Raw genomic sequence first — 20,275 nt, 5'->3', positions numbered from 1 at the left:
GATAAGGAAGTATCGAACTACCTGGGCCCGGGGTGCTCTGGCTTGGCTCCATCGTCAAAGGAACTCTAGTGTTCACGCGTTGGCTAGGATGGCCTCTCATCGAAAGGACTCTGCATACGCTACCTCCACTCTCTGCTCATCGCATTAGTCGGCAAGAGATGGGTACGTAGGCGGCATCCTTCCACAAAGCAAAGGTCGAGTCATTGCTGGCGCAGTCATCGCATTGCCAGGGTGGTGTGAGCAACTCGTCCCATCAGTACTTCGCTGCAACCACTCCAATGTTTCGGAACGACTTCGCGTAGAAGAAGAGCCCTTGCCTAGCGGCTTCGAGTATTTTCCCGTTCCGCACCGAGGGGTAATAGGGGCCGGTGGCTCCTTCAGTTGGTTTGTAAAAATGGCTGATCTCCCAGTAGTAGCCGCCGACCTCTGGTGGAAGCTGATCTGAATGAGAGATTCTTCCTTTAACCATGAAATCGAGCCCTTCCACCTCGAAGAGATGCTCTTCCAGGACTTTATACATACGGACGGCCATTCAACTCTTCCTTCACCGGCCCAATGCCGAGCTCTAGAACCTACCCCACGCTCATGCCATAGCGCCACTACAGTATGCAGCGGGGCACAGGCATAGCGCTGCAGATTGGCTAGCTAGTCCTCGACGCCGGCAAAACCACAGGCCCTGGCGAATGCAGCGGCAAGAGCCGCATCGAGGCTCCTTGCACTCACGTCACCGTTGTATTGCTCAATAAGGATGCTGCCGTCCCGGTCATACACCCCAATGAACCACTGGATCTCGCCGAACGGGGTCTCTCTGACGCGGACATCCACTTCTTTGCCGTTGGGGAATCGCTTGTTTATTCGCTTGCAAGGGAGGTCTTGCTCCAACCACTCCTGCGGGAAGATGTGATGAATGTCGACGGACTCACCGAAGAAGATCGTATGATCAAATTTCTGGCCCGAGCGGAAGTCCTGGGCGCCTTCCTTCATAAGCAGGGCGTTGACCCCCTTGTAGGCGGCCGAAAGGCGCATGCGCATGCTCTTGAGTCGATCTGCGCGGAAAATGGTGTCGCTGACGGTCGAGGGTTCCGGTCCGCCCTTTAGCCACGCCGGGACCTCCATGAAGTCTCGGGCGATGCGTGTGTCGACGGCCGAACCATACAGCTCACCGAATACCCCGTTCCAATACCACTGCATCAGCTTGGCGCGATTGGACTCGTGCTCCCAGGCGTCTCCAATGTCGGCCAGAATCGCCGCCAGGGGCACGATCTGAGATTGGTATGGAAGATCGAAGATGCGGTAGATGTGCAGGGTGTGGAGAAATTTGGCGGCCTTGATAAAGCCTTCCTCGACCTGCTTTTCGTAGCGTTTGTACGCTTCGTGTCCAGGGTCGCTCCCAGTCGGTGCGAAGTCCACGCCGATTCAGCTGCTCTGCAATGTCGGCTTCGCTGCGGCCTTCTTTGACAAAGGCCTGATAAATGCCCTGAATCACCTGCCGTTCGTGTTCCGGCCCAGGCGTGAGAATCACCCGATCCGTCTGAAGGCTCTTGTGCTCACCACGACTCAGGAGCGTTTTGGGCTGCCCGGTCTGATCGATCAGCTGGCGTCGCAGACCATATCCGGCGGGCCCGCCCTGTCGGTAGCCCAACTCGATCAGGTGCGACTGCCCCGCAAATACCTTGACGGATAGCTCACGGCTGTACTCACCTGCCATCATGCGCTTAACGCTTTTGATGATGCTGGAAACGGGTGAGCCATCGTTGACGAACTGTTCGGCACAATACTCGACCCGAACCCCAGCCTGCCGACAGCGGACTTCGTAGCTGGCGCTCACATCAGGATCCTGAAAGCGCCCCCAGCGACTCACGTCATAGACCAGGACCACAGAGAAGTCGGACTGGCCCGCGTCAACGTCCCGAAGCAGATGTTGAAGAGCGTCTCGACCGTCCAGGCTCAAGCCACTTTTCCCCGCATCGGTGTACACCCGGACGATGTCCAACTCATGCGCCGCTGCGTAGACGCGAATGGCGTCCAACTGATTCTCCGTCGAGTACTGCTGATGCTCCGTTGACATACGGACATAGGCCGCAGCCCTATTGCTGCCCTCTGCCGTGGATAGATTCGTTCGTCTCATTTTCAGATCGATGCCCCCTTAGCGGCTTTGGGTCTACACCCATGCCGAGCCGTAGGCCGCGCCCCGTCTACCGGTCTTTGACGGATGCACCACTAACGAATCTAGAGAGGGGAAACGGAAAAATGATCGCGAAAATGGGCAATCCATTTCCAATCAGCGCAGAAACCTATGCCAGCGCCCTGGCCGCTGCCTTACGCACCGAGTTGGGCACATCACATCGTGCGATCAAGACGCTGCGCCACTGGACCGATGCCAGTGAACGCACCGCCAAGCATTGGCTCGCGGGCAGTCATGGCCCTAGCGGCCTTCACTTGCTTGAACTGATTCGGCATTCCGACCACGCCCTCCAGGCGGTACTCGAATTGGCCCAACGAAACTCATCCGTGGCAGTCGTCTGGCTTCCCGCCCTGCGCGAGCGATTGCTGGATACCGCAGAGCTGATTGAGACTTGCCTGAGCCCTAGCGGCTCTCACTGATTGCCCATAGCTGCGGCCGTGGGCAGTCGCGAGGCAGTCAGCAAAAACGCCCTGATCAGATGAGCCCGAAGGGAATACCGTCTGGTTGGCGAAGCGTTGCCAGCCGGCAAAATCAGGTCCAAGGTCGAGGTCCAACGCCTCAATCTGTTGGCTCCAATCCTTCTCCTCCATTGGCTCACCTCTTTTCAGATCGTAAACCTGGTCTCATCGTAAACTTGGCAGGTTTACGATGAGACCAGGTTTACGATCCTAGCTATTCAATGACGGGTGGAGTTCTGGTCAAGGTGCCAAAGAGTCAGGACTCGATACAGCCCTTGCGCTGACGCTAACTTCCTCTTGAGCTTACCCTTGGTACAGTCACCAATGGGATAGATCCTGACATACGTCCCCAACAACAGAGTTAACTGCAAACTTAGCTGCACCGTTTCACGCCTGTATCTGAACGAGATCAGCTCGACCCCGCGCTCGGGGAAATCGGGGAGATCATGGGGCTGGACCAGCAAAATATCCGGATCCCGAATCGTCAACTTCCGAATATCGGAGCAGAAGAGAAGAAGGACAATATTTTGACGCGGCATCAACATGCTGATTTACCCGGAAAGAGATTGCCCTTGGTGAGCTTTAGAAAAAGCTAGTACGTGGAAGTTGCCTGTCAACTTCGTCAGCCCTGTTCAGTTTTTACTCTACAGAGCGATGCACGATTACCAGTTACCGAGGTTCATGCCCTCCCAGGCAACCGTCACATGATTGGGGTGCCGCAGACACCGCTGGCTACCTTGGGCAGCACATCACAGCCAAGAAACCCATCTATTCCGGGCATCTTACGGGTGCACAGACAATCCTTGGCGAAACTCTGGCAATAAGGCGGCCTGCTCCGAAGCACAACTTCCTATTGACTTTCTCAACAAGCCTCGTTATCATTGGGCAGCATCTTTCTCTTGCGCCAAAAAATCTCAAAACATGACGAAAGTCTTCCCTGCTCCGCACCGCTTATTACCCTCCCTCAGCTGCTGATCAGCGGCCGCTCAGCTCATTGCTGACTATTGCCTATTCGGCGAAAAATTTACTGCGACGATAAATTTTGCGGACTCCATTAGGAATCCTGGCTAGCCATTCGTCAGGCCGACAAAATTTTCCTTTTCGCATATAAATTTAAAAAAACCCAAAAAACTAATACTCCAAATCATTGATGGAGTTGCGACTTTTACAAAGTCGTCAATATAGGAAACATTCTGAATATGACACTTTTCATGATGTTACGACCCTCTATCTGATAGCCGTTTGACAAGCTGGTGACTAACTACCAGCCTGATTCTCATTACTGATAGAGCACACATCATGAAAAAAATCCGCAGTTCCAGCGGAGGCACTCTTCCGCCCGAAAGATCCATTGGCCGCAGCAAGTACGGAAAACAAACAACTGTTTTCCCTTCCCGAAAAAATGGCTCGCTGATCATCTGCGAGACGCGCCTAGAAGCAGACGCCTGTTTCCATTGGGAGCAGGATCGCAATGTCATTGCCTACCGTGAACAGCCCGAACGGCTGCACCTAGTGGTAGAGGGCAAGGCTCGTACCTACGTACCGGATTTCGTCGTGCAGTACGCTGATCGGCCAATTCGCTTTGTGGAAGTCAAGCCGGACAACGTCTACCAGAAACCGAAGTACCTTGCCCTCTACCGGGCAGCCAAGCAGCTCCTCAAGACCCGAGGCGCTGACTTCGAACTGCTGACTGAGCGGAAGATTCGCCGCCAGCCACTGCTGAACAACCTCATCCGAACCTACAACCAGTCGCGTGGTGTATTGCCGCTCGAACTCGACTTCCTGCGTGACCAGCTCGCTGCCCCGCAAGCAAACCCTCAATGAACTGCAAAAGCTCGCTGCGGAGCGCGGTGACCCGAAACCTCCGAGGTACACAAAGCTATACAAGCTCATGAAGCGCTACGTTGAGAGCGGTCAGAATATCTTTGCAATCTTGAAATCGTCTGAAGAGAAGCGATTTCGTGCAAAGCGGCTGTGCGCCGAGTCCCTTGACGTTATGCATGATTACATCCGGAATCACTACCTAAAGCGGAATGGGCTACCCGCAGCCGGTGTCTACCAACTTATAAAAGCCCATATTGAGGCGCTGAATGAGGAGCGAAATCTCAAACTGGAGATTCCATCCCCAGCGACGGTTTACCGGGCAGTGAACGCCATCCCTGCGTACGATGTTGATGTCGCACGTTTGGGCAAAAAAGCCGCCGCCAAGAAACACAAGTTCGGAAAAAGCATTCATTGCCCGCGCCGCCTACTGGCAAGGGTAGAGGCCGACACGCAAGAAGTAGATCTCGAACTAGTCGATGACTTTGGCTTCAATATCGGGCGCCCCCATCTGACCATACTCATCGACACGTACACCGGTGCGCTGATCGGCTGGTGTTTGTCGATGACACCTCCTTGCTATGAGAAAACAGCGAGCGCTTTGCGTCATGCGCTCACAGAGCGCGAAGACGGCTCCCCGGCCGGACTGCCGGAGGAATTGGTCGTCGACAACGGTTCCGAATTCTATAACGCCTCGCTTCTGGCTGCCGCTCAGCGATTGGGCATGGTGATCCGCTTTTGCTCAGAAGGACAACCTGATCAGAAATCAGCCATAGAGTCGTTCTTCAAGACGCTCAACGTGCAGCTAATTCATTGCATAGACGGCACCACAAAGTCCAACCCAACAGCTAAAGGTGACTATGACTCCGAAAGTGAAGCGACACTCACCCTGGACGAGCTACGGAATATTTTTGACGACTGGGTAAACAACTATTACCACGAGCGCAGACATGGTCAGCGCAGTCTTCCCACCATAGAAATGTGGAAGCAGAGCATTGACCCGATCTCTCCACCAAAGGTCTTCTCTCTAGAAGACGTTAGCTTTCTATGCATGGCAACATTCCGGTGCAAGATTAACAAGGGCCGGGTCCGGTATAACAACTTGGCCTGGACTGGCCCAAGCCTATCGCACCTTGCAGACATTGTCGGCCCTGGTGAGTCCGTAGAAGTACTGTATGACCGCTCTGATCTAGGAACCGCGTATGTACACGCCCCTGGAAGCAATGACTTCTATCCGGCAGATGCTGTTAGTGATTACCAATACGGCCTATCCATGTTTGAGCACCTTCTTGTACAAGAAAAGCTAAAAGAAGAGAGCAAAAAATATGATGAGAGAGAGGCAAGACAGGCGCTTCTCAGAATACACAAAGAAATCAGCAACTGCAAAAAACGGAACCAACGCCGCAAGCGTCAGCAGCTGCAAGATCTTCTCGCGCGGCAAAGTACTGTCGACTCCACGAACGAATTCTCCCCAGACGAAAACTACGAACTAGATAGCGAGGAAAACACCAGTGGACTTATCACTCAAGAAACTAGAACTGAAACCGACGACTTCGCAGAAGACGACTACGCAACAACCTGGATGCCTAAGAGGAAACCATGAACGAAATAATCACCAACAAGCTCTCGCAGTTCGCAGAGTGCATTGTCAGCCACCCTGAGTACACCCAAGCTCTTGAGTGCATTTATCGCAGCGTAGAAACCACGCAAGTACGTGGCGAGCCTGCTTCTGCGCTCATCGTGGGCGAGCCGGGAACAGGAAAATCCACTGTTTGCAAAGTCGCAATGAGCCGGTTCGGAGATAGAAAGACCATTACCGACGAGCATGGAACAAGAGAGGTTGTACCGACCTTCTATTGCTCGCTGAACGCAGGAGCGACGATCAAGACACTGACCGTCAGCATGTTGCAGCAGTTGGGATCCACCAACTATTCAGGTAACAACTCGACGCTGTTCAATCGCCTTGTAACTCTCCTGAAGACTTGCCAAACACAACTCATTGTCCTCGATGAGTTTGATAATCTGCTCAGAAAGGGTGCGGAAAAGTCCAGGGAACAAGTCTGCGACTGGGTCCGTACCCTATTGAACGAAACGCTCGTTCCAGTGGCAATTGTCGGCATTCCACGTTGCGAAGAGATTATCAACGCCCATCCGCAACTATCCCGGCGCTACCCTTATCGCCATCAGATGACGGAGTTCACCTATTCGACGCTAGACCCGAAGTCAACGTTCAGCAAAACCCTGCGTGTACTCGGCAATGCGCTAAAGGAGATTGGCGAATTCGAAAGCTGCATGAATTTCTGCGCCGACCAACACCTGAAGGCCATGTACCTGGCAACGGGCGGCAATATGAATGGCATTCGGCAACTGCTCAGCGATGCCCTTAAAGTCGCACTCCTGCGAGGCGATGGCTGCTTTAACGACGAAGATCTCGCAAAGGCGGTAGACCTGTCATTCATCCCCACCGCCAAGTGCCCCAAGAATCCCTTCCGTCTGACTACAGCGTCGCTGGACCGAATCATCTCCGGGAGGATGAGCCAATGAAGATCTTCTTCCTTGCTCATGGCCGTCATGAGGAAAGTCCTCGCAGTGTTCTGATCCGCACCGCAGTGGCCAATGGTTTCGGCTCAGTCTCCGCCATGGCCAGAGCATTCGGGTCCAAGGACTCTCGGCAACCAATCGCATGGCAAATGCGCCACTCCAAGCTAATCACTGAACTCAGCAGAAATAGCGATCTCAATGGCGGTCAGTTCCAGGGTAGCTTCTATACCCAGAACGGTCCCACCAGTGAGAGTCCGGTTGAGATCATGGGGCTGAAGGTTCCAGCAGCGGCGATCAGAGCCGATGCTTACAACTTCTGTCCAGAATGCCTCCGGGACGGAGGCCATCGATCTATACAGGACCTCATCTGGCTGGAGACCTGCCCCTACCATGGGTGCCAGTACGGGGCTGCCTGCCCTAACTGCCAGAGAACCATCCACTGGACGCAGTTGGTGGGCAATCTGTGCCGATGCGGTTATGACCTCTGCAATGGTCCCACCGTAGCATCTCAATCCAAGGCCTCCCGTCTGGTTCTAAATTTCTTCAGAACCAGGGACCAGGCAGCGTTGGATCGTTTCATCTTTGCACTGCGGGCACTTCGCTACGAGACACAATCGGACCGCTCCAGTGTCCTCGAAATGGCAGCACGCGTGGCCAATTGTGAAGAGCAAGCGCTCGATGAACTGCTCGTTATCGCTAGCGAACGCTACCCCTGCTTGCCAGTTCGCGCACTCATCGCTCCCTGGATGATATCTAGCGACGAGTGGATCAGCGGCCAGGTCGCGCGTTTGCTACAGGCCAATGCGCCCATGAGCAAGGCGGTCGGCACGTGCCATTGCTCAGAGCTAAAGCTTTACCAAGACGAAATGCTCAAGGCATTGCAGGCCTCTTCCAAGAAACTCCGCTCTCTGCTGCTGCGCAATCTGGTCCAGCGTGGAAAACAGGGGAAAGTGCGCTGGCTCTACTCCGCGATCAACCTCTGCAAATTGTTGGAGACGCATACGAGCATTCCGCTTGCGGCAGACAACGCTCCGGAGGTTCCTCCCACCGAAGCCGACAACGACATGGTCACTATTGAGGAGGCCGCAGTCCGCCTGGGCGTTTATCCCGACGCGGTGCGCAATGCCCTCTCACACGGTTTTATGCAGACCAACCTGCAAAAAGGCGCCCGTGGCAGAACAATGCTCCATGCAGCGGCTGTTGATCAGTTCACGACTGACTTCGCGTTCATCGGTCAGCTTGCCGATGAAATAGATCTTCCTCGCACCACTCTCTCAGCCAAGTTGCTTCACCTAGGAGTGCAGCCTGTATCAGGCCCTTTGATCGACGGTGGACTGGTGACTATCTATCGACGTGCGGATCTTGGCCCACAGCTGTTGCAAGCACTCCAAGACCTGGATCGTTACAAATCAAATTCCGGTAGAAAGAAATGCCCCATTAGCTGCGACACGCTACCGCCAGACGATTCGTGCGTGAGCGCTGTTGCCGCACGCATGCTGGAGGTGTCTCTTCATGACCTCAGACACTTGCACGAACTTGGGTACCTCAAGCGCGCAGTGGGCTCCAAGCGTCGCTTCACAACAAATTCAGTCCTCACCACCAAGAGTCTGCTGGAGGAAATGCTAACGCTGAAGAATTGCGCCGACGAGGTGGCAATGTCATCGCAGACGTTCTCTCGGCGCTTCGTCCAAAGCGGATTCATTGAGCATTGGCGCCTGGGAAGTAAAACCCTTATCCCCTGCCAGAAGGACGATTTGGCATGGGTACAAACAGCGTTGAAGAAGCACAGCAGCCGAATCACTGCCCGAGATCTTTCCCTCGGCATTTCGACTGGCAGCGATACGGACGCCCGGGCGGAGTCGCTCACCTTGGATGTGGGAGGTTTCCTGAAATCATGAGCGCTGTTGCTACCTACTCGTATACCCATTCCGTTACTTATGTGGCTGACAATATCCTCAAGAGCCTGAAAGACATCATCCGGCTCAGCGGGCTTGATCCGTCAAATTTCGTCGAGGGTTGGTCCAGCAACCTGTTAGCTGTCAAAACTTGGTTGGATTCCGGAGACCTGGAGCGGGTTGTTCTCGAGATCTACAACCCGACGACTGACACGCTGATTACCCGTTGGGACATCGACATTGTCTACAGCTGGTCTTCCTCGGGCGATGGCAGTTTCTGGACCGACACTGAGCAGCTGCAGTACGCGATCCGCAAAGCCGGTCTTATGCCGTCCCAAGCCAAGTACAAACTGATGCTCCATACCAAACAGGGGCGTCCGGATGTTCCCGGCTGGAGCAAGGGGAGTTACCGGTCAACTGATGGCATGGTCAAGCAGAGTCTCGGAACGACGGTCGAACACAACGGTTTGGGAGGCCAAGCCGGCTACTGGAGGCAACGCTAATGTTGACCACTGATGAAGCTTTTCGAAAATTCAAATCTCGACTGGAACTGAACGATCGCGAGCAAAAGAACGCCTCGCAACGTCAGAACGAGGTGCGTGACTATCTGGGAACGAAATTCGGTATTGCGCGCAGCTTCCTGACGGGGTCCTACGCGCGCCACACGAAGACTAAACCGCTTAAGGACATTGATATCTTCTTTGTGCTGAAGGAGTCCGAGGAGCACTACCATGGCAAGGCCGCATCGGTAGTGCTGGACGATTTCCATGCTGCCCTAGCCGAGAAGTATGGCAAGGATTCGGTACGCAAGCAGGCTCGTTCAGTCAACGTGGACTTTGGGGTAGTTATCGACGCCGAGGACAACACCGACTACCGGGTTGTCAGCATCGACGCCGTGCCTGCCTTTGATACCGGTAGTGAATACGAAATTCCCGATTCCGCTTCTGGCAAGTGGATCAAGACAGACCCCGAGATACATGCCAGTAAAGCCGTCGCCGCACACCAAGCTTATGGCAGCGAGTGGAAAGGTTTGGTCCGGATGGTCAAGTACTGGAACAACAATCCCAAGCATGGCAGCGACAAGCCCGTGAAACCCTCGTTTCTGATTGAGGTCATGGCGCTGGAGTGTTTATACGGGGGATGGGGCGGTTCGTTTGACCGTGAATCGCAGCGAACAGATGGATGTCGTGGTTTTCGATCGGCATTTCACGCCCACGTTGCTTGACCAACAGAAGCACCGCTACATTCCCGCCGAAGCGGTCTATGCAGTGTTTGAATCTAAGCCCCACGTCGACAAGAGCTATCTTGAGTACGCTGGCAACAAGGCGGCCTCCGTACGCAAACTACATCGGACCTCGGTGGCCATAGCGCACGCCGGCGGCACCTACCAACCCAAAGCACTCTTCCCAATTCTGGCGGGGATAGTTGCGCCTAAATCCAGTTGGGCTGACGGCTTGGGAGAATCGTTCCAGAAGCACCTGCCCACCAGCGAGCTGGAACGGCTCGACTGTGGGTGCGCATTAGCCGATGGCGCATTCGACTTATTCGGTGGTGATTTGAAGACCGTGCCATCCGAAGGCGCCTTGATCTATTTTCTCTTTCGGCTGCTATCCAAGCTGCAATCTCTCGGGACGGTGCCGGCCATTGATTGGTCCGCTTATGCCACCGTGATAAACAGATAGAAAACTCGGTAAATTCAGTGACTGGCTTTTGCCGCCTGAGCCTCAATCGGAGTCTCGTCCGCCCGGTGCAACTGAGTATCTGCTCCAGCCGCGGTATTCGAGCCAAAATCCTACTGGAGTTCGGACTGCCAAGGCTGTGCGTTAAAGGGACGCTGCACGCCGAGCCCACAATTCATCGAAGAGGTGCATCGAACGCCGACCTCCGGGTCGAAGCTTAGCCCGCACCACAGGACGCTATCGAGCGGCACGCCGGCGAATACCGTGGCCTGCATGAATCAGCCCTAGTCACGCCCCCGGCGGCTCGCCGCTGCACAGCAGGGACCCGCCGTCGGCCAGCCTCTGGGCGATGGCGGCAGCGAATCTGGCGCGCTCAAATCCTGCAAGGCAGCATGCTTCATGGCCTCAACGTACCCACACGCAAGAACAAGCTTAGCCACACCTCCAACACAGTCCGAGGGCTTGGCATAATCGCAAGCAAGTTGATGCCGTAGAGTCCGATGACCCAGCCCATGGTCCACGGTGTTTCATCCGCAAACCAGCCGACTAACGCGGCGCTGAGGATGCCGCTGCCGTAATGCGTAGCGCCCAGCAGCGCGGAGGCGGCCCCTGCACGATGCGGAAAATCCGCCAGCGCGGCGGAGACAGAGTTGGCTACGATCAACCCGTTCATGGAAATGAAGAAGAACGCCGGCAGCGCCACGCCGACTATGCCGCCCCAGCCGAAACGGGTGTCCACTACCAGCATCACGCCAAACAGGGCAGCGATGCCGGCGTCAATGCGGAGCTCCTTGCGCGCCGAGGCGTTGAAATCTTCGCCATCGTCATTGAAAGAGTCGTTATTGGCGTGCAGCTCGAGGAGTTCGGCCAGGCCAGACCGGATCGAGTAGGCGACATCGCGACTGGTTTATACAGGCCATTCGGAAGATAATGGCACTTTGCCTTGATGTTCCGGCTAAAGCATAGGGAAGTGGAATGTTAGAAAAACTCAGTCACATCAAGAACCCACTGTCAGTAATTGCCATTTTTGCCGGACTTGCTGAAGTCAGCGGGACGGGTGTTTTGCCTCTGCTGGAAAGGGATATCCAGCACATCTATGTCTGGTTCTTGATGGGATTTCCCTGCCTGCTGGTCGGCCTATTTTTTATAACGCTCTGGAAGAACCACGTGGTTCTGTACGCTCCGTCTGACTTCAGTAACGATCAAATTTTTGCGGACATACTGGTAAGTGGCACCATTTCGGCTAAGTATGAAAAGCTGCAGCGAGAGATTCAATCGGAAGCAACAACACCCTCGGAACAAGATCAAGCGACCTCGATGGGTAGCGTTGAACCTGAAACTACAACGACACCAGCAGTACTCCGACCCGAGAGCCCTAGCCTAGGCAACGAAGCCATACCCACTCAAGACAGGGAAGTGGTCGACTTTGACAACCCAGAGCACATCCAGCAAAGCCCCCAATTAACCCCAGCAAATTCAAAGTCACTTGAAATCGCCTTAGCCGCCGAGGAGCTTGCAATTGACCGCCTAGGTCAGTCACTAGGCGTAATCTTCAATCGCAACACTAGCATAAAAGGCCTCTCTTCAACCGTATACGATGGCGCCTTCATCTCAAAAGACCAATCCATAGTAGTTGAAGTCAAATACACCCGAACCGGCATGTACGCCAAAGACAACATCCGGCACAGCTTTAATCATGCGCGGCTTTTCTGGGAACACCTTCCGTCAAAAATGCGCACAAAATTTGAGTTTAAATTCATCATTGTGCACGCACAGGCTGCAGAGCCAGACAGAATTGCAAGGATGGAAAAAGCCATAAGAGCAATTTCTGCGGAGTTTTCCTTCAAGACCGATGTCATCACCTATGACTACGAAAAGTTAAAGAACGAGGCTCAGCCCCCAGCCTAGCCCAAACATAAGAAAACCCAACCGACTCAAACTCTCCCGCCCCACCTTTTTATTAGACAGAAGCAGCCATATGACCAACGAAACAGTTCAATGGATAGCTATACTTATCCTTCCATTCATTGCAATCGCCGCCTACCTCAAAAGCGTAAAAGCTGCAAAGGAAAAATTTGGAGCAGAATACATTGAAGTCGTCTCCTCATTTCAGTGGAAATGCGTAAAAGGCCTCGCACTGATCGTCCTGTATTGCGCCATCTCTGTATACCAGGGTGGATGGGAGAAGCTTCTCTCGGGCGTGGCATTTTCAGCTGCCGCATTTAGCTTTTTCACTATGACAATGCATGAACTGGCCTGCGGAATCAGCATCAACCACAACGTAACAATCCCCAAGTCGAAAGCAGCAGTCGTCTCAAGGCTAGTCATAATCCTTCAAGCGATCTCACTCACTAGTCTAATTTTTGTCTTCCAAGCAAAATCCGTCCACTGGGCTGCCACAGCCGCTCAAGCAATATTATTGATCATTTCCCTCGTCACCTTCTATGGCATTGGCTCCGTCGTTAATTTGCTGAGAATCGGATACACGCCCCTCCCCTTGCGCCAGTAACTGGCCGACTGCAGTCGCGCAAGCGCCCCCACACTCTTATTCATAATTCACTCTTTTCGGACCTCTAAATTTGAGCATGAGACCGTCCCTTTGTAGTTCATTTCGCAGCCTTGCTCGCCAAACGCACAAGAAACTCGGAGAAGCGCGAGTTGCGCAGCATCAACTTCGCGAAGAAACCCTCACGGACATCAATATTCTTGAACTGAAGCACAGCCATCCAGACCGAATTTACTGCCAAACCTTCACCAACGCAGAAGAATCTCTGAATGGTGCAGATTGGGAATGGTGGCTGACCGATCGGACTCGTTCCAGATGGATTGGGTTTCGCGTGCAGGCCAAGGTTCTTGAACTTAATACCGACACGTTTGCTCACCTTCATTACAAATCAAGGGCGGGGCGTGCCTATCAATCAACGCGCCTTCGAAAAGCGGCTGAAGATGACGGCCTGATACCATTGTATTGCCTATACACTCACAGTCCATCTAGCAGCTCTTGGACTCCTCCTTTATTCGCTGAAGACGCCTACGGTTGCGCCCTGGTTCGCGCTAAAGATATTGAGCGTCTGCGGCGCAAAGGAAAACTCAATGACTTTGAAAGCGTAATGCCCAAAAGCGTTCCCTGGCACACGTTGGTCTGCATCGAAAGTGCCTTTTCCTCCGATGGATCGCACCTCACTCTACCTGATATTTCTGCATCTCTCTTTGGCGAACCGAATTCAATGCCAAAAATTTCACAACTCCCCGATTGCGAAAGTGATATTCCGGCCAATCGATTATACTCCAGCGTACGTTTACAACCTCCACCGTACGTTTCCGCGTTGATGGAAGGAGAGCCTTTAACTGGCTTAGGCAAGCAAGTTAGGGGAATCCTCGTTATCATTGGTGACGTTATCAATAACGAGCCGGATTTTCTTAATCAGGAGCAGCACACCAGGTGATTCGCGTCATTACGGGCGAAACATACCAATAGAAAAATCTATCATTACAAGCCGATCAACCCACGCGGGGTTCTCTCAGAACGAAATCAACGAAACAAGTCGATCTGCCTACGGCACCAGTCAATAGTTCACCATAAGTAGTACATTCTACAGTCCACTAGATTTGCAAGCGTCGGTACCGATCAACATTGGCTTCTATAAGAAGTACCCGATACTCAAGCAGCTAAGGCGGCTTATAGCTATTCTTGAGAATCGTGAAAGACGATCTGCCACGGGCGCTTTATCAGCTCCCGACAGGCAGTCTCCCTACCGCCGAAACAAAACCTGACGGGTTGATTGAACGCAACGGGTGTCGCGTATCCCAATGCCTGTCCCTTTTCGTTCCAGAGATCGCCGCCGCCTGCCCGCAGCAACGCATGACCCGCCACCACATCGTGCGGCGACACCGCATACAACGACACCGCGGCGACCCCATCCCCCGCGGCCACCCGGGCGAGTCGATAGGCAATGCTCGGCATGGGGTGGAAGGACGCTGGGGCACAGAGCTCAGTGTTCTGGGTGGGCCGGGCGCGCGCCGCAAGGCTGACAAAGACGTCGACACCCACCGCCAGCGCTCCTGCCGCGACATTCGGCGCGGTCAACTCGCCATTGCGCAGCAGGTGCGGCAGCCCCTCGGCCCATGCAATGCAATCCGCCCCCCGCTCCGTCAGCGGGGCATAGACGACACCCAGTACCGGCACACACTCTCGCAGCAAGCCAACCGAAATCGCCGAACCTAGGTGCCCTTGCAGGAAGTCGCTGGTGCCATCGTTCGGATCCACGACCCAGCAATAGCGGTGGCCACTCAGCAGGACACCTGTTTCCTCACCGACAAAGTCGCAGGCCAGTATCTTCCCCAAGGCCTGGCGCAGCAGGACCTCGACCTCGCCATCAATGTTCGCCTTGTCCCCGGCGCCTCTCGGCCCCCCGGGTCGCAACAGTTCAGCAGCGATCAGGCGTCCAGCCTCCATCACCAACGCGATCACCGCATCGAGCATGGCTCGATCGACTGCCTGGAGAGCTGGCACCGCGGGTGACAACGGGCCGGGTCGTTCACGCATGCCGATACCCTCACAGTGCGCTGTCGAATGGGTTGGGCCGCAGCCTTAGCTGCGGGACACTCAGCGTCAGTGGTAGACCCCGTACTCGATTCGTCCGAGAAAGGTTGCAAGCAGTTCCAGGTCCTCTGGGCTGCCGAGCAAGTCGATAGGGCGGCGCCCCTCGAGCCCCAGCGCAGGCGTGGCCATCCATCGCTCGGCTTTCTCCCGACTCCCCAGAATCTGCGCTGCGCGCTCCAGCATTTCGGCGTAACGCACATCGAAAGTACCAGTCATGATGGACTCTCCTCGTCGGGCTATGCAGCGGCACAGTCCAGGTTAGCCAAGCTAAACCACATGCCCATCCTACGCTCATGAGCTGACAAAACATTTGCCCCACTTGAGATCTGCTTGCAGGACCGCCCCTCGTCTACCGGATGCACCAGTCATGCGCCATTGCCTAACAGACCAAGCCCGGCGCAGCAGGTGCCAAGGCGATCCGTGTACCCCTAACTCAGCAGGAACGCAGGTGCAGCTTCGATATAACGCAGAGCCGACTTGGCATCGCGCCATCCGACATATTCCATGAGCGCCTTCTGATCCCAGCCATTACGTGTCGCCCAAGTCGCAAAGCCGCGACGTAGGGAATGGCTGCTAAACGCTTGGGCGTCCACCTCGCCTCCGTGGAGCGCTTGGCGCAAGATCGGCACCACACTGTTGGGGTGCAGCCCGGCCACCTGCACCTGTCCCCATCGGTTGATTGCCCGAAACACCGGCCCTTCCCGCAACTGCGCCGCCTCCAACCAGTCGAGATAGGCCTGCACGGGGCATAGTCGCTGGAGCGCCGGGGCCTTGTAGGTCACCCCTAAGTTCTCGCGATCGCCCTTGCTCTGCGGCAGAAAGAGCTGCATGCCCTCGCCGGCGCGCGCCTGAATCAGTTCGATCCGCAAGCGGCATAACTCGTCACTGCGGAAGGCCCGCCAGAAACCGATCAGGATTAGCGCGCGGTCACGCAAGCTGCGGCGATAGAGACCGCGTTGGCCGGTCTCTTTGGCAATTTCGGCTTGTCGCTCCAGCCAGCCGATTCCTGCCTCCAACTGCTTGAGTTGCAGGGGGGCTGCCTGTTTTTCTTGGTTAGGGTGTAGTGCACGGATGCCCTTGAACACCTGGCGCACCAGTTCGGTCTTGGTCGGATCGCTGAAGCCATTCTGCCGATGCCAGCGCGCCAACGCCGCGAGTCGATGGCGCAGGGTGTTGGTCGACAGTGACTCAGCGTAACTAGCCAGGTAGCGCGCCACGCTTTCGCTGCTGGCCGGTAGGAGTCCGCCCCAGACCAGCTCGTAATGTGCCAGCGCGGTCCGGTACGAGCGACGCGTGTTGTCCCGTTCGGCGGCCTCGAGGTAACGATCGAGCTCGGTCATGGTGATTCCTCTACGCTGTACCGCCCGTCCCGGTCGATTGGCCAGAAAAGTCCCCTAACTGTGGATAAATCTAGTTTATCCACAGTTAGCCTGTCGCCCTCCTGAGCCAACCGCCTCCCGTCCATACAGCTGTACTCCCATACTCTGGAACACACTACGAAATCGTCGGAGGGTGCTATGGCACGCGGCGGCATCAACAAAGCCCTGGTCCTGAAGGCCAAGCAAGCACTGCAGGCGCGCGGCGCCCGGCCGACCATCGATGCAGTGCGGACAGAGCTGGGCAATACGGGTTCTAAGTCCACCATTCATCGCTACCTGCAAGAACTGGCAAGGTTGCCGGAAGTACCCCCGCCCTCGCTTAGCGAAGAGCTTGGGTCTTTGATTGCCCATGTAGCCGACCGCCTGGTTCTGGAGGCTGAGGCCAAAGTGAGTACGGCACGGGAAGCCGTTGCCCGGCAGCACAACGAAAATCTCGCCCAACGGCGTTACAGCGAGGAGCGAATTCAAGAACTGCAAGCAGGAAATATGCGCTTGACCGAGCAATTGAACGAGTGCCAACAGGACCTGGAGCAACTGCGAGAGCGGTACCAGACCAGCGAGTTTGAACGTGGGCGCGCCGAGCAAAGCCTCCACGGCTTGCAGGAACTGCTGGAGGAGCGCGCCAACCAGTTGCGGTCGCTGGAGGATAAGCACCAGATGGCCCGCTATGCCCTGGACCACTATCGAGAGGCCCGAAAAGAGCAGCGTGAGCAAGAACACCAACATCATGACGCGCAAGTGCAACAGCTGCAGGCAGAGCTGCGCCAGCTTCGTCAGAGTTTGCTGAGTAAACAGGACGAGCTTTCCACGCTAAATCGCGACAACGAGCGCCTCCTGGTCGAAGCCCGAAACTTGGTGAAACACCAATCGGCGATCGAGAGTGAACTGGCGATGCAACGCAGCGCGTTACAAACGCTTCGCCAAGAACTGACGGCACGGAGCACGGAGAAAGCCGCATTGGAGGAGCGATTGAAACAGCATAATGTGGAGCGCTTACGACTGAAGCATCAGGTGCAGCAGCAGGCCCGGCAGCTCGAAGTGTTACAAGATCGACTGGTCACCCTAGCAGCAGTAGCCCCCCCTCGCGAGGTCGTTCCCCTACCCTCCCCTGCAAGGTAACGGGCGCATCCTCCTCTTCGACCGAGCCGAAGTCTGCCGATCACGCGCCCCAAATGCGGTGCTGCGAGTGATCAGCATTGTCGAGCTTCTACCCTCTAACGTCCGCTATCTGCCGAACACCCGGCCGAAGCGCAGGGCCGTGGTTCGATGTCCATCCCTACTCGTTAACTAGCCCCTGCTCCTGGGGGAAATTTCCGGCTAGATCAATTCGCCACGTAGGCCCTACGAGCGCGGTCCAATTGTCGACGAAGGTTACGCGGACAGCGTGGGTCACCGCGATGCTTACTTAATGCATAAAGTGCCTCAACGCTAAGCTCCCTAGGCTGCGTCAATAAAATCATCAAGAGCAGTCTCCCACCTGGCATTAACTCTGACACCCATCCCCTCTGAACAGCACGGCCTGCAATCAACCGGTATAAGCGGACATTATGCCGAAACTCACGCTCGTTTTCCGGCCAATGAGAAAGATAAAGCTGTCCAAATTGGCCCGTGCCATAAATCTCTAAAATTCGGCGAAAGAGCACCAGACCGATATACGAAAGCGGTGGCGATATACAGGCAATCTGCAAATAAGGGAGGATAGATTTTGCAGCCCATCTGCGATGCAGAGAAAACCGAGTGGACCGTGTGCGCAACAAAATCAATAAAGCGCCCAATCGCTTCCAATCGGGACAAAAGAACGCCGGAAGCTCGCCACGAAAGCCTGGCGAGGTAAACAAATTGACAGCTGCAGAGTTGGCCAATACGTCCCAGTTTATCTTGTTACTCGGATAAATCACTAAACTCAACCAAAGCAAATTCTTAGGAACTTCACGAAGTTCTTCAAAGAGATCGAGGATTTGATTCAGTAACCCGCCTTTGGGGAAACGCCCCACAAAGAACTCACGCCACTGCTGATCCCGCTGTGTTCCCGGAAGCTGGTTGCAAAGTCGTTCGAAGCAGCGCGCTAAGTAGGTCCCGTTATGCTTAGAACATGCCAAATCAGCCAACATGTGCGCAAAAAACATACCTCTCAAGACGCGAGCGCCCCGATCGAGACTTCGCTCGCCGGGAACCCTCCCAGATTCCCACATAAAAATACTCCGAGCCACTGAGAATCATGATACGCAGCGTTCTAGACGGGTTTACGCATTTAGTCAACGGTCTTGTTGGTACGTAGTATTGGGAGCAAGGTATTCATCACCGACTCCTTAGCAGGATGTGTTCTAAGGCTTCGCTGTTTATTCGTCCTCGGCAATAGACAAGGAATGCGGTTCAGGGCTGAAAAGCCCAATGCCAGGTACAGTTTGAGGTAGGCATCATGCACATCTTAACTAGAGCCTTACTTCCAAACCCAATGGGAGAGCGTAAGTCTCCATTACTTAAAAGCTCGCGCACGCTTGCTCCCTTCGCTAGAGGGCGCCGAAACGCTCTGGATCCCCTCGCTGATCACACGTCGGCCGCCGCTGCGTAAAGCAGAAGAATCCACGTAAAACCGCAGACATTAGCTAAGCACTTTTGCAATAAAAAATAACCGATCATGTGATAATTCGGGAGCTCCATCATGGGCCTTAAAAACAACTCTCCCAAACTAAACCCGCCATCCAGAAACATTGAAAGCGGGCACTTTGGCAAGCATCTCGTCTACTTTCCTTCATTAAAGAACTGTCGCCAAATCGTCTGCGAAAGCAAACTCGAAGCTGACTTTTGCCTACTCTTAGAATTCGACCAAAACATCATTTCCTACCACCCACAGCCAATCACTATTAGTACGGTGGTGGGCGACAAAAAGAGAAGATACACCCCGGACTTCCTCGTAAAACGACGTTATCAACACGACCTTTACGTCGAAATAAAGCCTGACGCCCAACTGCTGAGCAATAACTATCTCGAGTATATCCTTCAGGCGAAAGCGAAATTCCAGAAAAGAGGGGCAGATCTCCTGCTAATAGACGCTAAAAAAATCCGTACCCACCACAAACTGAACAACCTCAGGACGATCTACAGCCGTATACACAATACGACAAAACTCGAAGATGACTACCTACAGGACTTTATCAAAGAGAACGTATTTCCCTGTTCGATAGAACGCCTCATCTCAACCCCGAACGCGCCAACGCTGAACGCCATACTCAAAGCCATTTTTACGCACAAACTTTATGTCAACCTGAACGAACCAATCAGCTTGTCTTCGACCGTGGACTCAAATCATGAACAATGAACTAAAAATAGTTCCAGGCGCGCAGTACAAATTTAACAATGACATCTACGAGGTCGTAACCTCTGACGACTTAATCACCATCCGATCGATCAACACAAAAATTCATAGGCACATTGGCGTAGATGACTTCACCGCAATGCTGGCAAATCAAACCATTACGAAATACCAGAATGCCCCCATCGATTTGACCTCAGCACCAAAGATGGAAGAGTTTGTCGTTGATAACGGTGCCGAGGTTAGAAATGAGCGCGTAAAAATTATCGCACGCCTACTAGGTATTGAACTGCGCTACGTGCCTCCAGGCCAACCAAACGCAAAGGCATTTACTGAGCGTTTTTTTCAGAACGGCCGACACCGGTTTGGATATGAACCTAGATGAACCAATCAGTGCGACC

20 protein-coding genes and 2 pseudogenes are annotated in these 20,275 nt (G+C 54.3%); 14 read left to right on the top strand and 8 right to left on the bottom strand.

Annotation, left to right across the window (positions count from 1 at the left end; all coding sequences use genetic code 11):
* Positions 1-253: 253 nt before the first annotated feature.
* From TQ98_RS13435 to TQ98_RS13425, 3 genes and pseudogenes are all read right to left on the bottom strand, one after another.
* A complete protein-coding gene (locus TQ98_RS13435; RefSeq protein ID WP_044871353.1) occupies positions 254-532 on the bottom strand; it encodes a hypothetical protein in 279 nt (92 codons plus the stop codon).
* Between the two features lie 113 nt (positions 533-645).
* Positions 646-1,410, bottom strand: a complete 765-nt coding sequence (locus TQ98_RS27985; protein ID WP_044871354.1) for a hypothetical protein — start codon at positions 1,408-1,410, stop codon at positions 646-648.
* A pseudogene (locus TQ98_RS13425) lies at positions 1,373-2,068 on the bottom strand (recombinase family protein); the annotation flags it as partial. The pseudogene TQ98_RS13425 and the gene TQ98_RS27985, both read right to left, overlap by 38 nt.
* A 182-nt stretch (positions 2,069-2,250) precedes the next feature.
* On the opposite strand from TQ98_RS13425, the gene TQ98_RS13420 reads away from it, so the two are divergent.
* The 8 genes and pseudogenes from TQ98_RS13420 (at position 2,251) to TQ98_RS13380 (ending at position 10,582) form a co-directional block, all read left to right on the top strand.
* Positions 2,251-2,604, top strand: coding sequence for a hypothetical protein (locus TQ98_RS13420; protein ID WP_082073155.1), 354 nt, complete (start codon positions 2,251-2,253; stop codon positions 2,602-2,604).
* 1,338 nt (positions 2,605-3,942) lie between these two features.
* Positions 3,943-4,467, top strand: coding sequence for a TnsA endonuclease N-terminal domain-containing protein (locus TQ98_RS13410; RefSeq protein ID WP_177410172.1), 525 nt, complete (start codon positions 3,943-3,945; stop codon positions 4,465-4,467).
* Positions 4,430-6,067, top strand: coding sequence for a DDE-type integrase/transposase/recombinase (locus tag TQ98_RS13405; RefSeq protein WP_177410171.1), 1,638 nt, complete (start codon positions 4,430-4,432; stop codon positions 6,065-6,067). The genes TQ98_RS13410 and TQ98_RS13405 overlap by 38 nt, the downstream gene beginning before the upstream one ends.
* A complete protein-coding gene (locus TQ98_RS13400; protein ID WP_044871357.1) occupies positions 6,064-7,008 on the top strand; it encodes a TniB family NTP-binding protein in 945 nt (314 codons plus the stop codon). The genes TQ98_RS13405 and TQ98_RS13400 overlap by 4 nt, the downstream gene beginning before the upstream one ends.
* The gene (locus TQ98_RS13395; RefSeq protein ID WP_044871358.1) at positions 7,005-8,903 is read left to right on the top strand and encodes a TniQ family protein; all 1,899 of its coding nucleotides are present in this window, start codon (positions 7,005-7,007) and stop codon (positions 8,901-8,903) included. Before TQ98_RS13400 ends, TQ98_RS13395 begins: the two co-directional genes overlap by 4 nt.
* Positions 8,900-9,403, top strand: a complete 504-nt coding sequence (locus TQ98_RS13390; protein ID WP_044871359.1) for an HORMA domain containing protein — start codon at positions 8,900-8,902, stop codon at positions 9,401-9,403. Before TQ98_RS13395 ends, TQ98_RS13390 begins: the two co-directional genes overlap by 4 nt.
* Positions 9,403-10,065 (top strand): annotated as a pseudogene (locus tag TQ98_RS13385) (CBASS oligonucleotide cyclase); the annotation flags it as partial. The gene TQ98_RS13390 and the pseudogene TQ98_RS13385, both read left to right, overlap by 1 nt.
* Positions 10,066-10,078: 13 nt before the next feature.
* Positions 10,079-10,582 carry a DUF6602 domain-containing protein gene (locus TQ98_RS13380; protein ID WP_177410170.1) on the top strand — a complete coding sequence of 168 codons (504 nt, stop codon included), beginning with the start codon at positions 10,079-10,081 and terminating at the stop codon, positions 10,580-10,582.
* Between the two features lie 394 nt (positions 10,583-10,976).
* Here TQ98_RS13380 and TQ98_RS13375 read toward each other — a convergent pair whose 3' ends face one another.
* Positions 10,977-11,318 (bottom strand): multidrug effflux MFS transporter, encoded by a 342-nt coding sequence (locus TQ98_RS13375; RefSeq protein ID WP_146036016.1) that lies wholly within the window; start codon positions 11,316-11,318, stop codon positions 10,977-10,979.
* A gap of 236 nt (positions 11,319-11,554) precedes the next feature.
* Between TQ98_RS13375 and TQ98_RS13370 the strand changes: the two genes are divergently transcribed.
* From TQ98_RS13370 to TQ98_RS27640, 3 genes are all read left to right on the top strand, one after another.
* The gene (locus TQ98_RS13370; RefSeq protein WP_052659159.1) at positions 11,555-12,487 is read left to right on the top strand and encodes a hypothetical protein; all 933 of its coding nucleotides are present in this window, start codon (positions 11,555-11,557) and stop codon (positions 12,485-12,487) included.
* Positions 12,488-12,557: 70 nt separating this feature from the next.
* On the top strand, positions 12,558-13,088 hold the full coding sequence (locus TQ98_RS13365) for a hypothetical protein (protein WP_044871361.1): 531 nt from the start codon (positions 12,558-12,560) through the stop codon (positions 13,086-13,088).
* A gap of 76 nt (positions 13,089-13,164) precedes the next feature.
* Complete coding sequence (locus tag TQ98_RS27640) at positions 13,165-14,025, top strand: DUF6615 family protein (protein ID WP_146036015.1); 861 nt, start codon at positions 13,165-13,167, stop codon at positions 14,023-14,025.
* A gap of 239 nt (positions 14,026-14,264) precedes the next feature.
* On the opposite strand, the gene TQ98_RS13355 is transcribed toward TQ98_RS27640, so the two are convergent.
* From TQ98_RS13355 to TQ98_RS13345, 3 genes are all read right to left on the bottom strand, one after another.
* Entirely contained in the window at positions 14,265-15,062 is a 798-nt protein-coding gene (locus TQ98_RS13355; protein WP_044871363.1) for an inositol monophosphatase family protein, read from the bottom strand.
* A 129-nt stretch (positions 15,063-15,191) separates the two neighbouring features.
* Positions 15,192-15,398, bottom strand: coding sequence for an antitoxin Xre/MbcA/ParS toxin-binding domain-containing protein (locus TQ98_RS13350; protein ID WP_052659160.1), 207 nt, complete (start codon positions 15,396-15,398; stop codon positions 15,192-15,194).
* 212 nt (positions 15,399-15,610) lie between these two features.
* Positions 15,611-16,522, bottom strand: coding sequence for a site-specific integrase (locus TQ98_RS13345; protein WP_044871364.1), 912 nt, complete (start codon positions 16,520-16,522; stop codon positions 15,611-15,613).
* A gap of 177 nt (positions 16,523-16,699) precedes the next feature.
* Here TQ98_RS13345 and TQ98_RS13340 point away from each other — a divergent pair, with 177 nt between their 5' ends.
* Positions 16,700-17,680 carry a DNA-binding protein gene (locus TQ98_RS13340; protein ID WP_044871365.1) on the top strand — a complete coding sequence of 327 codons (981 nt, stop codon included), beginning with the start codon at positions 16,700-16,702 and terminating at the stop codon, positions 17,678-17,680.
* A 203-nt stretch (positions 17,681-17,883) separates the two neighbouring features.
* Here the strand turns inward: TQ98_RS13340 and TQ98_RS27635 are convergent, their stop codons facing one another.
* Positions 17,884-18,672: a hypothetical protein gene (locus TQ98_RS27635; RefSeq protein WP_146036014.1), complete on the bottom strand. Its 789-nt coding sequence runs from the start codon at positions 18,670-18,672 to the stop codon at positions 17,884-17,886.
* Positions 18,673-19,223: 551 nt separating this feature from the next.
* Between TQ98_RS27635 and TQ98_RS13335 the strand changes: the two genes are divergently transcribed.
* The gene (locus tag TQ98_RS13335) at positions 19,224-19,880 is read left to right on the top strand and encodes a TnsA endonuclease N-terminal domain-containing protein (RefSeq protein ID WP_044871366.1); all 657 of its coding nucleotides are present in this window, start codon (positions 19,224-19,226) and stop codon (positions 19,878-19,880) included.
* Positions 19,870-20,259, top strand: a complete 390-nt coding sequence (locus TQ98_RS27630) for a DDE-type integrase/transposase/recombinase (RefSeq protein ID WP_146036013.1) — start codon at positions 19,870-19,872, stop codon at positions 20,257-20,259. The genes TQ98_RS13335 and TQ98_RS27630 overlap by 11 nt, the downstream gene beginning before the upstream one ends.
* Positions 20,260-20,275: the final 16 nt, after the last annotated feature.

Origin of the sequence: Pseudomonas sp. LFM046 (assembly GCF_000949385.2) — a bacterium.
Taxonomy (GTDB): domain Bacteria; phylum Pseudomonadota; class Gammaproteobacteria; order Pseudomonadales; family Pseudomonadaceae; genus Metapseudomonas.
Note: the sequence above shows the minus strand (reverse complement) of the source record. Positions and strands in the feature narration are given on the sequence as shown.